Source organism: Bradyrhizobium sp. (assembly GCF_049586575.1).
In the GTDB taxonomy this organism is placed as follows: domain Bacteria; phylum Pseudomonadota; class Alphaproteobacteria; order Rhizobiales; family Xanthobacteraceae; genus Bradyrhizobium.
Map to the genome: position 1 here is coordinate 23,870 of NZ_JBAVCF010000084.1, position 13,300 is coordinate 37,169.

The window sequence follows — 13,300 nt, forward strand, 5'->3', positions numbered from 1 at the left end:
GCGTCGTAACCGCATATCAGCCAGATTAAATTAGAAATTATACTCGGAGGTCTGAAATGAAAGAGAATGTTGGAGTCATCGATCTGACTATTCGGTCCGTGCTCGGGATCGCGATCCTCGCCTACCTTGCAAAGGACGGTGACTTCGCGCCCGGTTCTGCTCCAGGTGTCATCATCGCAGTTGTCCTGATCGCGACGGCAGTGCTGAGATATTGCCCGCTCTATCAGCTTCTCGGGCGGAGCACATCCAGCCCGCTTGATCGCTCGGTCTAGGCTTCTGGCAACGAAAGCGGGAACAGTCGTGCCGGTTTCTTTGCGCCACGTGCGCCGCAGACTGTACCTTGTTCTCGATCAAGGTGCGGAGATCGGTGGCATTAATGCCGCGGTGAACGGGGTCTTAATTAGCGCCGTCATCGTGACGCTTGCCGCAACGGTGTTGCAATCTGTGCCTACGGCGACGGCGGCCTATGGCAGCGCATTCGAGTCCATCGAACATGCCGCCCTGGCGCTTTTTTCTATGGAATATGCGGTGCGACTTTGGGTGGCGGTAGAATACCCGCCGTGGCGGCGCTTAGGGGCATTCCGGGCAGCGCTTCGGTCGTCAATAAGCCCGGCCGGACTGATCGATTTGGCGGCGATTTTGCCGTTCTGGTTTTCGTTTTTCGTGGCGACCGATTTCCGGGTCGTGCTGGTCCTGCGTCTCATCCGGTTTTTCAAGCTCGGCCGCTATTCGCCGGCAATGCGCTCTCTATTTGACGCCGTCTATTCCGAACGCCGCGCGCTCTTCGGTTGTTTTGTCATCCTGTTGGGGGCAACGCTGATGGCGGCCGGACTTATGCATCTCGCCGAAAGCGCTGCCCAGCCCGAAAAATTCGGCACTATTCCAGATGCGATGTGGTGGGCAATCGTTACCCTCGGCACGGTCGGATATGGCGATGCCGTGCCAATCACAACAGTGGGCCGCCTGATTGGTGGATTGACCATCTTCGCCGGCCTTTTGATGGTAGCTTTGCCGGTCGGCATCGTCGCGACCACATTCGCCGACGAGGTACACAGGAGAGACTTTGTCGTGACCTGGGGGCTCGTGGCGCGGATTCCGCTATTCAGCGAACTCAACGCCACTCAGATTGCCGATATCATGAAAATCCTGCGAGCGCAGAAGGTAGAACGAGGAACGACGATCGCGCGGCGCGGCGAGCCGGCACATTCGATGTATTTGATAGCGGATGGAGAGGTCGAGGTCAGATTGCGCCACAAGCACGTCCGTCTGGGCGCGGGGGACTTTTTCGGTGAAGTTGCAGTCTTGAGGAAATCCCTCCGCTCGGCGACCTCGGTGGCATTGAAGGCCACGAGGCTGCTTACGCTTGATGCGTCTGATTTGCATAGCCTGATGGATCGCGAGCCGCAGATCGCTTCGCGGATCTGGGATGCGGCGCGTGCAAAACTAGGTGGCGAACTGGACAAGACCTCGAGTGATCTGATCGCTGCCGAGTTGCCGGCCGAAGGCACGTCCGAGAGTTGACGTCACCTTTCCGCGGTGCCCGCAAGATTAAAATTTAGGTCATTAGAAAGGGCGTCTCTTGCGTTTGTTCAACGTATCGACGGAGGCGCGCGCCACAATATGCCGATGCGTGAGCATTTCGGCCCATGCCATGGCGGCGGTGAATACTGCAAACAGCGCGGTCAGTGCAACCAGTGTAGGTGTGTCAGAGGTCGTCATGAGATATCTCCTTTTCATTAGAATACTGACAGTCTCGGGCCATGCATGTCTTGAGTTGGATCAAAACGCCTAGGCGCGCCTCGATGAAAGAGACGCGCTCGTGAGCGCCCCTCATCAAGAAGAGCCTTACGTTGAAAACATCTGTATTTGCCGCTCCAGTGATCGAATGCGTTCTTATGTCTGTCCAAATGCCGACACATCGGTATTCGCAGCAGCGACGGTCTCAGGCGAGGCACTCGGTGGCCGCATAACGGTGCGCTTGACGCGTCTGATGAGACCGCGCTTCTCGCTGTCCAGGCTTTCGAGAGCGAGATCGATAGAGCGTTCAACTGCGGAAGAGCGCGCTTCATCGTTGACTGCGTCGCGCTCTGACGACCCTGCCATAAAGGCCCTCAAGGACCTGATCAGCTCGGGCGTTATCTGCAAAGGGAAAATACTCAAAGCGACCTCGACGGCCTTTGTTCAGCGCTACGATACAAATCGCTTTCCCGTCACTCCCGTCACTGGTCAGAATCAGGAAGAACCCGTCTCGGCGGATGAGTTCGTCGGTCTTGGTGCGCTGAACTTCGCGCCGGTTTCCGAGATGTCGTCGAGTCGACCCCGTATCGACCATGTGCCATCGGCGGCAACGACCGTACAATTGATCTATGATCCAGAGTAACACGTTTGTCGGACCGCTTGTCGCCTTTGGCCATTTCGAAACCGCCGGGGTTGTCACACATTAGAAGCTGAATAAGGAGCGTGGTGAAGTCCTCAGATACCAGGACGGCTTCGCTCCTCTCTTGAGCTGGATCAAAGAGACCATTGGTCGAACCGGTATGGTTTCTTTTTGTTTCGTGCTGAGCGAGGTGGTCCTTTGATTCGTGCTGCCTGCCTTCTATTCGGCCTGTCGGCAGTGGTTGTGGCTTTGCTCGCCGCCAACTTTCATTGGGAGCTTAGCTTTGTCGAAACGTTGCTCGGAATTCTCGCGATCATCAGCTTTGCGGTCGTCGCGACTGCATGGACGATCGATCACGACGTTTGATTGACTTTGGTCAAAGCAGCTTTCGACGATTTGCGGAAGAATGTCTGGAAACAGGAGATTCACCATGCTTACGTTCGACGTGCGCTTTATCAAGACAGTCTGCGACGATACCGGACACGAGCACCGCGCTTGTCAGGCGATGTTCAGTGTGCAGGCACCCTCGCTGACGGAGGCCGTCAGAGAGGCCGAAGCGAATTTTTGCAGGCAGAAGCACGTGCATGACTGGACGATTTTTGCAGATGCCGTGGAGTTAAAATCGCCTACCGCGCTTGTGGGCGCGTGGATGTCTTAGGTTCGGTTTCACACGAGACAGGACTGAAGCGTGAATCACGTCGCACGCCGCTACGCGGGCCAGAATGTCCCACGATACACCTCTTATCCTACAGCGGCGGATTTTACTCCGATGATTGGCCCTATGGATCACAAGGGCTGGCTTGCCGACCTGAACGGACAGCAAGGCATCTCGGTCTATCTGCATGTGCCCTATTGCCGCGAAATCTGCCTCTACTGCGGCTGCAATACCAAGATGGCCGTTCGCAACGAGGTAATCTCACGATATCGGCGCGCACTCGAAGGCGAGATCGGCCTGGTAACGAGCCTGATCAAGCAATTGCCTGATATTGCGCGGCTGCATTGGGGCGGCGGAACGCCGAGCATTCTTGGGCTGGATGGCCTCAGATCCGTTTTAGCTGTGCTCGGCAGCCACTTTCGGTTTGACCTTACATTCGAACATGCAATTGAACTCGATCCGCGCTATGTGGCTGCGGAATTTGCCGACGGGCTCGCGGAGCTTGGTGTCACCCGCGCCAGTCTCGGTGTTCAGGATGTCAATCCGCTGGTTCAGGTGGCAATCGGCCGCATCCAGCCTCTGTCGGTCATCGAGTCGGCGGTCAAACGGCTCCGTTCGGCCGGCATCGGCAATCTCAATTTTGATCTGCTCTATGGTCTGCCGATGCAAACGCTGGAATCGGTCCGCAAAACCTGCGCGCTGGTCAGTGCCATGGAGCCGGATCGCATCGCCTGCTTCGGCTACGCCCACCTGCCGAGCGTCAAGGCTAACCAGCGCCGGATCGACGAGGCAAGTCTGCCGTCGCTCGACCAGCGGATTGACCAGGCTGAGCTGATCGCCGAGGAGTTGGTCAGCTTCGGATATGTACGTATCGGGATCGATCACTTCGCCAAGCCGACCGATCCGCTGGTTTCGGCAGCCGCGTCGGGAAAGCTGCACCGTAACTTTCAAGGCTATACCGACGACGACAGGCAGGTTCTGTTGGGTTTGGGGGCGTCTTCGATTTCGACGCTCGCCGAGGGATATGTCCAGAATATCGCTGATGTGCCGAAATACATTCGAGCCATCGAAGCCGGTGAGCTTGCTTCCGTGCGTGGCCGCCGGCTAGACGCGGACGATCGATGGCGCGGACGGGTGATCGAGCGGTTGATGTGCGATTTCTCAGTAGATTTTTCGATCGTCGCGCCGGGCGCTGATTTAAGCCGCGAATTGCCCATGCTGGCGCCCATGGTCAGGGACGGCCTGGTCGAAATCACCGATTCGAAACTGGCGGTGACCGAAGCAGGGCGGCCAGTTGTCCGCATCATTGCGTCAGCCTTCGATACCTGCAGACGGCCCGAGACGGCGCAATTCAGCAAGGCAGTTTGATCCAGATCAACGAAGAAATTCCTTCGCGGACTTAAGTAAGTTCCAAATAGGGGAATGCCATGTCCACCGCATCAGTCGACCAAACCGACGTCTCGCTATTTTCCAGGCTTCTCAATCTCGCCAAGCGCGCCTTTGTCCGGTGGCGTGAGGTAAACAGGCTCGATCGCGAGCAAATCGATGTGACCGCGCGCGACCTCAACATCTCCCCGGGAGAGCTCGTCACCCTCATGTATACGTCAGCTGACTCGCTTGAGCAGCTCGACAAGCGACTTGCATATGCCGGCCTTTCGGAAGAGGCGCTTGCCGCAAGTAATCCCGATGAATTGCGCGATCTGCGCCGGGTTTGCAGCCAATGCAACACAAAAGCGCGTTGCGCCCGAGATCTCAGGCACAAGCGGATGGCAGCTCCGTCAAAATACTGTCCGAACGAGCTGACACTGCGATTGCTCCTTTGCGAGGCTCGCAACGAGCGTGCTTTAAACCTCCCGCTCCAGCACTCTTGATCTCGATCAAAACCGTGCGGCCAACGCGCATGTTTCCCTAATTGCATTCTCATGCCGAAGGAAGTCGCGCAATGACGCAGACGTCAACCGCCTCGAAATCGATGACGATCGGTGAGGCGATGCTGTTTCCTCTTTTTCGCGTGCTGGCATTTCTGTGTTTGATCGGGGCGGCATTTGCGCATGACGCGGCGTTTGCCTTTCATGCTTCACTTGGCTGCGTGGCTAGTGTGCTGGCGAGCTTCACGATTCTCAACAGGTACTATGATCGCCCGGCCGAACTTCCGGTCCAGGAGATGAACGGCCGGCCCAACTACAATCTCGGACCGATCAAATTTGCTTCCGTCGCCGCCGTGTTCTGGGGCATCGCGGGTTTTGCGGTAGGTCTGATTATTGCTTCGCAGCTCGCCTGGCCCGCACTGAATTTCGATCTTCCCTGGACGACGTTTGGCCGCCTGCGGCCGTTGCATACTTCGGCAGTGATCTTCGCGTTCGGCGGCAACGTCCTGATCGCGACGTCGTTCTATGTCGTGCAGAAAACCTGCCGAACCCGGCTCGCCGGTGACCTCGCGCCGTGGTTTGTCGTGCTGGGCTACAACTTCTTCATCGTGATTGCCGGGACCGGCTATCTGCTCGGCGTCACTCAATCCAAGGAGTACGCGGAGCCGGAATGGTACGCGGACCTTTGGCTCACGATCGTCTGGGTCACCTATCTCCTCGTCTTCGTGCTGACGCTGATCAAGCGCAGGGAGCCGCACATCTTCGTCGCCAACTGGTTCTATCTGGCATTCATCGTCACGATCGCTGTGCTCCACCTTGGCAACAATCCGGCGCTGCCGGTGTCCCTGCTGGGTTCGAAATCCTACATTGCCTGGGGTGGCGTGCAGGATGCAATGTTCCAGTGGTGGTACGGGCACAATGCGGTCGGCTTCTTCCTGACCGCGGGTTTCCTCGGGATCATGTATTACTTCATTCCCAAGCGGGCGGAGCGGCCGGTCTATTCCTATCGCCTTTCCATTATCCATTTTTGGGCGCTGATCTTCCTCTACATCTGGGCCGGGCCACACCATCTGCACTATACAGCCCTTCCTGACTGGGCGCAGACGCTCGGCATGACATTCTCGATCATGCTGTGGATGCCATCCTGGGGCGGCATGATCAACGGCCTGATGACCTTGTCTGGCGCTTGGGACAAGCTTCGCACCGACCCGGTCCTGCGCATGCTGGTCGTTTCCGTGGCCTTCTACGGCATGGCGACCTTCGAAGGGCCGATGATGTCGATCAAGGTCGTCAATTCGCTAAGCCACTATACCGACTGGACCATCGGTCACGTGCATTCCGGCGCGCTCGGCTGGGTCGGTTTCGTCTCGTTCGGCGCGCTGTACTGCCTCGTGCCGTGGCTCTGGAACCGCAAAGGTCTTTACAGCCTCAAGCTCGTCAACTGGCACTTCTGGATCGCGACGATCGGCATTGTTCTCTACATTTCCGCGATGTGGGTGTCAGGCATTCTCCAGGGCTTGATGTGGCGTGCTTACACCTCGCTTGGCTTCCTTGAATACTCCTTCATCGAATCCGTCGAAGCGATGCATCCCTTCTATATCATCCGCGCAGGCGGCGGTGCGCTCTTCCTGATTGGTGCGCTGATCATGGCGTTTAACCTCTGGATGACGGTCAACGCCGGCGAAGCCGAGGAAACGACGCGCGCTGCCGGACTGCTCCAGCCTGCCGAATAGGATTCTCTCCATGTCCTTCTGGAATCGACACAAGATATTTGAAAGGAATTCGATCATCTTGATTGCGGGGATCCTTGGGGTTATCGCCATCGGCGGTCTCGTCGAGATCACGCCGCTGTTCTACCTCAAGAGCACGATCGAGGTGGTCGACGGCATGCGTCCGTATACGCCTCTCGAACTGACCGGCCGGAACATCTATGTGCGGGAAGGATGCTATCTCTGTCACTCGCAGATGATCCGGGCTCTGCGCGACGAAGTCGAACGTTACGGCCATTATTCGCTGGCCGCCGAAAGCATGTACGATCATCCGTTCCAGTGGGGATCGAAGCGCACCGGCCCCGATCTTGCGCGCGTTGGCGCAAAATACTCTGATGATTGGCATGTTCGCCACCTGACCGACCCAAGAGCAATCGTGCCGCAATCGGTCATGCCTGGCTATCCCGCATTGGGAGAGACCGAAGTCAAGCTCGACGATATTGAAGCACACCTGCGTACCAACCGTGCGGTCGGCGTTCCCTATACCGACGAGCAGATCGCCAACGCAAAGGCCGACCTGCTGGCCCAGGCCGACCCGGACAATGCCGGCACCGACACCTTTCAGAAGCGCTATCCAAAAGCTGTCGTTCGAAACTTCGACGGCAGACCGGGGAATCCAACCGAGCTCGACGCCTTGATCGCTTACCTCCAGATGCTGGGCACGCTGGTCGATTTCAAGCTCTATGACGAAAAAGCCAACTTGCGCTGAAGAGGCCTGACATGAAAGCGATCGTCTCTATCGAAAACCTGGCGTCGAACCTCGTTCTCACCTTCTGGACTCCCCTGTTTGTCGGGATTTTCATCGCCATCGTTGTTTACGCGCTGCGCCCCCGCAACAAGACATTGTTCGATACTGCGGCAGAGATGCCGTTGCGCGAGGATTGAGCTATGGCTGATCACAACGATATCGATGGCGTTACCGGCCGTTCGACCACCGGCCACGAGTGGGACGGCATCAAGGAGCTGAATACGCCGCTGCCGCGTTGGTGGGTGCTGACCTTTTACGCCACAATCCTTTGGGCCGTGGGCTATTGGGTGGTCTACCCGGCGTGGCCGCTGGTGAGTGGATATACCGCCGGCGTCCTGCATTACACCAACCGTGGCGCCGTTGGTAAGGATCTGGCCGAACTTGCGGTCATACGCGGTGATACGATGAAGGTGCTTGCCGGCGCCTCTCTCGCCGAGATCGAGAAGAATCCGAGCCTGCTTTCGCTGGCGCGTGAGAGCGGCAGGACGGTGTTTGCCGACAACTGCGCGCCCTGCCACGGTACGGGTGCGGCCGGCGCCAAAGGGTATCCAAACCTGAATGATGACGATTGGTTATGGGGCGGTTCGCTGGAGCAGATCAGCCAGACCATCCAGTTCGGAGCCCGATCGGGCAGTCCAAAGGCGCATGAGAGCCAAATGCTTGCCTTCGGCCGTGACGGTATCCTGAAGCAGAATGAAATCGTCACCGTCGCCAACTACGTCCGTTCGTTGTCGGGGCTATCGACAGAGCCGGGCTTCAACGCGGCGGCTGGCAAAACGATCTTCGACGCGAACTGCGTGGCCTGCCACGGCAAGGATGGCAAAGGTAATCAGGAGGTCGGCGCGCCCAATCTGACCGATCAGATTTGGCTCTACGGTTCGGACGAAGCCACCATTGTGGAAACCATTACCAATGGCCGCGCCGGGGTCATGCCGGCTTGGACCGGCCGTCTCGATCCCGTCACCATCAAGGCTTTGACGGTCTACGTGCACTCGCTCGGCGGTGGAAAATAGGCCGTTCGAAACGGCAGCTGCCTGTTGATGTACGTCAAGTAGGGCCACGGCCCCTGCCTTAAAGTTTATTGTCTCTTGCGAGTTTTCGCGATGAACAAAGCAGTCCCTCCAGTCGACCTGCAGTTTGATGATGACGGGCCACTCTATGTGGCTGGCAAGAAAGTCTACCCGCAAAGCATCTCCGGCACATTCCGCCGGATTAAATGGGGGCTGATGGCTGTTTGCCTCGGCCTTTACTACCTTCTGCCCTTTGTGCGGTGGAACCGCGGTCTCGGCGCACCCGACCAAGCGGTGCTGATCGATTTTCCCAACCGTCGATTCTATTTCTTCTTCATCGAGTTGTGGCCGCAGGAGATCTACTACTTCACGGGACTCCTGATCCTCGCTGCTATGGTGCTGTTCCTGATGAACGCGCTGGGCGGCCGGATCTGGTGCGGCTATCTCTGTCCCCAGACGGTCTGGACTGACCTCTTCTACGCGGTCGAACGCTGGATGGAGGGTGACCGTCGTGAACGGATCAAGGCCGATGCGGCGCCGACAACGGTCAATCGCCTGGCGCGGCGGGTCCTCAAGCACGCAATCTGGCTCGTGATCGCGTGGTGGACGGGCGGAGCCTGGGTGCTCTATTTCTCCGACGCTCCGACGTTGGTGAAGGATCTCGCGACCTTTCAGGCGCCAGCGATCGCTTATGTCTGGATCGGCATTCTGACGGCTACAACCTATCTGCTGGCGGGTCACGCACGGGAGCAAGTCTGCGTCTATATGTGCCCATGGCCGCGGATCCAGGCCGCGCTGACTGACGAATGGGCACTGAATGTCACTTACAAGTATGATCGCGGCGAACCGCGCTGCTCGGTCAAGAAGGCGTTCGACCTGCGGTCTCTCGGCGAAAAGGTCGGCGACTGCATTGACTGCAATCAGTGTGTAGCGGTTTGCCCGACCGGTATCGACATCCGCGACGGTGCCCAGCTGGGCTGCATCCAGTGCGGCCTCTGTATCGATGCCTGCGACTCCGTCATGAAGAAAATCGATCGGCCGACGCGGCTGATCGGGTACGACAACGACATCAATGTTCAGCGGCGGATCACCGGTCAGAACGAAATCTTCAAGCCAGTTCGTGCAAGGACCATCGTCTATGCGTCTATCATCGTCGCGGTCTGCGCGGTGATGCTTTACACGTTGCTCACGAGGTCGTTGCTCGACCTCAACGTATTGCATGATCGCAATCCAGTCGCTGTCAGGCTCAGTGACGGCTCGATCCGGAACGGATACACGCTGCGCTTCCTGAACAAGCGTGGGTTCGATCGCGTGATTGCAGTCGATATCGACGGTCCGGCTGACGCACAGATCCACATCGTCGGCGCCGACTCGGTTACGCCAGATCGACCAATGATCGTTCTTGGTCGCGATTCGACCACCGAACTGCGTGTGCTGGTCACCGCGCCGTTTGACGAGAAAGCGGAGAAAACTTCCCCCGTGAAGTTCCGCGGCACGGATATCGGATTCGGTGAGGCGGCCTCCGCGTCGGATCATTTCGTGCTGCCATGAACTCAGACATGATGCGTACTCAGAATGCTATGCGACCGATCACTGGACGATTTGTCCTGATCGCGGTCGTCTCCTTCTTCCTGGTTGTCATCAGCGTCAACATGGTGATGATGCGTCTGGCTATCGGAACTCTGCCCGGTACCGAGGTAGAGAGTACCTACGGCGCAAGCCTTGCGTATCAGAAGGAAATTCAGGCCGCCCATGAGCAGGACGCACGAGGCTGGCAAGTCGACGCTCATGTCCAACGCAAGGCCGATGGCGCCGCCACCCTGATCCTTCAAGCGAAGGATGCCGGTGGGAAACCTCTCACCGGTTTGGCATTCTCGGGATATCTCGCACGCCCGACCGACCGTCGGGCCGATCAGCCCCTAGACGTCATAGAAAGCGGCGAGGGCAAGTATCGCGGAACGGCGTCGGGAGTGGCTCCAGGCCAGTGGGACCTCGTGATTGAGGCCGACGCCGGCGGCAAGCGACTGTTCCTGTCGCACAACCGCATCGTCCTGAACTGAGGACCAACCCGATGCAGCCTACGCTCGATTTTTCACACTATTTAAAGAGCACCGGCGAAGGCCTCGTGCATCTCGATCTCGCCGTCGACGGGATCAACTGCGCTGGCTGCATGGCCAAAATCGAACGAAGTCTTTCGAAAATACCGGACGTGACCTCAGCGCGGGTCAATCTAACTGATCGCCGCCTCGCACTGGAATGGAAGGCAGGAACGATCGACCCGGGCCTCTTTGTCGATCGTCTCGCCGAACTTGGCTACAAGGCGTACCCGTTCGAACGGGCAAGTAGCGAGACGCGCGAAGCGGAACGGGCAAGCTCCCTATTGCGTCGTCTCGGCGTCGCCGCTTTTGCCGCGATGAACGTGATGATGCTGTCAGTGCCCGTGTGGTCAGGCACCACTGGCGACATGCTACCCGAGCAGCGCGACTTCTTTCATTGGCTGTCGGCGCTCATCGTATTGCCTGCCGCCGCCTATTCGGCCCAGCCGTTCTTTTCCTCGGCTTTGACGGCGCTTCGCGCCCGTAGCGTCAATATGGATGTGCCGATCAGCATTGGCATAGCGCTCGCGCTGGCGATGTCGCTGTTCGAGACTGCCTCGCATGCCGAGCACGCCTATTTTGACGCCGCAATCATGCTGATCGCCTTCCTTCTCGCGGGCCGCTACCTCGACCAGAATATGCGACGAAAAACGCGCGCTTTCGCCGGCAATCTGGCCGCGCTGAAAGCGGAGACGGCCACCAAATTCATCGATGACGGAGAGATTGTCACGGTCCCCGTTGCTGCTATTCAGCCCGGCGATATCGTCTTGCTCCGGCCCGGCGAGCGTGCGGCCGTCGATGGCAATGTGATCAGCGGCCGGTCCGAGATCGACCAGAGTCTGATCACAGGCGAAACGCTGCCAAAGACAGTCGTTGTAGGTAACCCAGTCTACGCCGGCACGCTGGTAAGAACGGGTGCATTGCGCGTGCGTGTTTCGGCGGCCTCAGAGGCAACGCTGCTTTCGGAAATCTCCCGCCTGCTTGAAAACGCACAGCAGTCACGTTCCCGCTATCTTCGTCTGGCAGAGCGAGCCTCGCGGCTCTATGCGCCAGTGGTGCACGCTGCCGCGCTGTTGACGATGGTCGGTTGGCTAATCGCTGGCGCCGGCCTGCATGACTCGGTCGTGACGGCCATCGCCGTGCTCATCATCACCTGTCCATGCGCGCTCGGCCTTGCCATTCCGGCGGCGCAAACGGTGGCCTCGGGCGCGCTGTTCGGCTCCGGCGTCCTGCTCAATTCCGGCGACGCGATCGAGCGGATTGCCGCGGTCGACCACGTCATCTTTGACAAGACCGGCACGCTTACACTGCCGGAGCTGGACGTCACGAACGCCGCTGCGGTTCCGCCCGATGCCTTTGCACTTGCCGGTCGCGTCGCGTTGTCGAGTCGCCATCCCGTGGCTGCCGCCGTCGCGCGGGCGGCCAAAGCGGTCTCGCCCCTGGTTGGATTCCAGGAAGTGCCAGGCGAAGGCGTACGTGGCGTACTGGACGGATTTGAGATCAGGCTCGGACGGCCGTCATATTGCGGCGCCGAGCATGCGGCGAATGCGATTCTAAGCCGCGATCCCGAGGCGTCGGTGGTAGCGTTTCGTCACGGCTTATCCTGCCATGTCTTTGCGGTGAGACAGCGGTTGCGTCCGGATGCGGCGGCTGTCGTCGCAGCACTCCGGGGGCAGGGTGTTGGTGTCGAAGTCGTGTCCGGCGATAGGGAAACCGCAGTGCGTGCGGCAGCAGAGTCGCTCGGCATCTGCGAATGGCGTGCCGAAGTGACCCCGGTCGACAAGGTCGCGCGGATCGATGAGCTCGCACGCCAGGGGTTCAAGGTATTGATGGTTGGTGACGGCCTCAACGATGCGCCGGCATTGGCATCGGCTTATGCTTCGATGTCGCCAATCTCGGCAACACATCTGAGCCAATCAGTAGCCGATGCCGTGTTTCTCGGCGAGCAACTCGCGCCGGTACAAGCCGCCATCGCTATCTCCCGCAAAGCATTGCATTTGATGCGGCAGAATCTTTGGCTTGCGGTAGTTTATAACGCTATCGCAGTACCGATTGCGATCGCGGGCCTGGTAACGCCGCTGATCGCGGCCGCAGCGATGTCCGGGTCATCCCTGCTGGTCATCCTCAACGCGCTGCGCGCGCGAACCGGTGAAAAGGGAGGGGCTTGATGGAAGTTCTGGTCATCCTTGTTCCGCTTGCAATTATGCTCGGCGTTGCTGGTTTGGCCGCCTTCCTCTGGTCTCTGAAAAATGGCCAATATGAGGATCTGGACGGTGCCGCTTGGCGCGCTATCGCGGACGACGAGCCGGCTGAATCATCGAACAGCTAGAAGTATCCACAGAGCAATAGCAATGCCGCCCCAAGCGAGCGCAAGCGTCCAGTCAAAGCGTTTGTGCCGTGGACCAATCCGTGATTCCGACAGAAAGGCGATCATTCCTCTTATCGGTCCACGCATTGGCTGTTCCTAGCAACAACTGACTGGAAAGATCACCTGCCACCGGAAGCGTCAATGCGTTGCGGTCACTTTGATGGGCCGTAACGTTTCCGCATCGAGCCAGTTCCATGACGAAGGCAGAACCCGCCAATCGGGCGGACCTCGCTATCGATGACGGCGAGCTCGAGCTCTCGATCGGACGGAGCAGTCTCGATGTCTCGCCACCGTGAGGTTTCGAGAAGCCGGGACAAGGCTGCCGCAAATCGTTTCATGAAGAGCATTTTGAATTTCTCTAGTCGTCCGTTGAGCATCTTCCATGAAAAGCGGCTGCTGCAATTTGACC

General features: G+C 58.5%; 16 protein-coding genes. 14 read left to right on the top strand and 2 right to left on the bottom strand.

Going from position 1 to position 13,300, the window contains the following annotated elements:
- The first annotated feature begins 56 nt into the window (after positions 1-56).
- Complete coding sequence (locus WB528_RS02765; protein WP_423886898.1) at positions 57-272, top strand: YgaP family membrane protein; 216 nt, start codon at positions 57-59, stop codon at positions 270-272.
- Between the two features lie 28 nt (positions 273-300).
- Positions 301-1,521 carry a cyclic nucleotide-gated ion channel gene (locus WB528_RS02770; protein ID WP_423886899.1) on the top strand — a complete coding sequence of 407 codons (1,221 nt, stop codon included), beginning with the start codon at positions 301-303 and terminating at the stop codon, positions 1,519-1,521.
- Positions 1,522-1,563: 42 nt separating this feature from the next.
- Here the strand turns inward: WB528_RS02770 and WB528_RS02775 are convergent, their stop codons facing one another.
- Positions 1,564-1,719, bottom strand: coding sequence for a hypothetical protein (locus WB528_RS02775; protein WP_423886900.1), 156 nt, complete (start codon positions 1,717-1,719; stop codon positions 1,564-1,566).
- 100 nt (positions 1,720-1,819) lie between these two features.
- Here WB528_RS02775 and WB528_RS02780 point away from each other — a divergent pair, with 100 nt between their 5' ends.
- Complete coding sequence (locus WB528_RS02780; RefSeq protein WP_423886901.1) at positions 1,820-2,380, top strand: hypothetical protein; 561 nt, start codon at positions 1,820-1,822, stop codon at positions 2,378-2,380.
- A 216-nt stretch (positions 2,381-2,596) separates the two neighbouring features.
- Here WB528_RS02780 and WB528_RS02785 read toward each other — a convergent pair whose 3' ends face one another.
- On the bottom strand, positions 2,597-2,809 hold the full coding sequence (locus WB528_RS02785; RefSeq protein WP_423886902.1) for a hypothetical protein: 213 nt from the start codon (positions 2,807-2,809) through the stop codon (positions 2,597-2,599).
- Between WB528_RS02785 and WB528_RS02790 the strand changes: the two genes are divergently transcribed.
- The 11 genes from WB528_RS02790 to ccoS all read left to right on the top strand — a co-directional run bounded on the left by WB528_RS02790 (position 2,808) and on the right by ccoS (position 12,852).
- The gene (locus WB528_RS02790; protein ID WP_423886903.1) at positions 2,808-3,035 is read left to right on the top strand and encodes a hypothetical protein; all 228 of its coding nucleotides are present in this window, start codon (positions 2,808-2,810) and stop codon (positions 3,033-3,035) included. The two genes, WB528_RS02785 and WB528_RS02790, sit on opposite strands and share 2 nt — an antisense overlap.
- Before the next feature lie 111 nt (positions 3,036-3,146).
- On the top strand, positions 3,147-4,400 hold the full coding sequence (gene hemN, locus WB528_RS02795; protein ID WP_423886904.1) for an oxygen-independent coproporphyrinogen III oxidase: 1,254 nt from the start codon (positions 3,147-3,149) through the stop codon (positions 4,398-4,400).
- Positions 4,401-4,459: 59 nt separating this feature from the next.
- On the top strand, positions 4,460-4,903 hold the full coding sequence (locus WB528_RS02800) for a hypothetical protein (protein ID WP_423886905.1): 444 nt from the start codon (positions 4,460-4,462) through the stop codon (positions 4,901-4,903).
- Between the two features lie 71 nt (positions 4,904-4,974).
- Entirely contained in the window at positions 4,975-6,633 is a 1,659-nt protein-coding gene (gene ccoN / locus WB528_RS02805) for a cytochrome-c oxidase, cbb3-type subunit I (protein ID WP_423886906.1), read from the top strand.
- A 10-nt stretch (positions 6,634-6,643) separates the two neighbouring features.
- The gene (gene ccoO / locus WB528_RS02810) at positions 6,644-7,378 is read left to right on the top strand and encodes a cytochrome-c oxidase, cbb3-type subunit II (RefSeq protein ID WP_423886907.1); all 735 of its coding nucleotides are present in this window, start codon (positions 6,644-6,646) and stop codon (positions 7,376-7,378) included.
- An 11-nt stretch (positions 7,379-7,389) separates the two neighbouring features.
- Positions 7,390-7,554, top strand: a complete 165-nt coding sequence (locus WB528_RS02815; RefSeq protein WP_423886908.1) for a cbb3-type cytochrome c oxidase subunit 3 — start codon at positions 7,390-7,392, stop codon at positions 7,552-7,554.
- A 3-nt stretch (positions 7,555-7,557) separates the two neighbouring features.
- On the top strand, positions 7,558-8,430 hold the full coding sequence (gene ccoP / locus WB528_RS02820; protein WP_423886909.1) for a cytochrome-c oxidase, cbb3-type subunit III: 873 nt from the start codon (positions 7,558-7,560) through the stop codon (positions 8,428-8,430).
- Positions 8,431-8,520: 90 nt separating this feature from the next.
- Positions 8,521-9,978, top strand: coding sequence for a cytochrome c oxidase accessory protein CcoG (ccoG, locus tag WB528_RS02825; protein WP_423886910.1), 1,458 nt, complete (start codon positions 8,521-8,523; stop codon positions 9,976-9,978).
- Complete coding sequence (locus WB528_RS02830) at positions 9,975-10,487, top strand: FixH family protein (protein ID WP_423886911.1); 513 nt, start codon at positions 9,975-9,977, stop codon at positions 10,485-10,487. The genes ccoG and WB528_RS02830 overlap by 4 nt, the downstream gene beginning before the upstream one ends.
- Positions 10,488-10,498: 11 nt before the next feature.
- Positions 10,499-12,691: a heavy metal translocating P-type ATPase gene (locus WB528_RS02835; RefSeq protein WP_423886912.1), complete on the top strand. Its 2,193-nt coding sequence runs from the start codon at positions 10,499-10,501 to the stop codon at positions 12,689-12,691.
- Positions 12,691-12,852: a cbb3-type cytochrome oxidase assembly protein CcoS gene (gene ccoS, locus WB528_RS02840; protein ID WP_423886913.1), complete on the top strand. Its 162-nt coding sequence runs from the start codon at positions 12,691-12,693 to the stop codon at positions 12,850-12,852. The genes WB528_RS02835 and ccoS overlap by 1 nt, the downstream gene beginning before the upstream one ends.
- Positions 12,853-13,300: the final 448 nt, after the last annotated feature.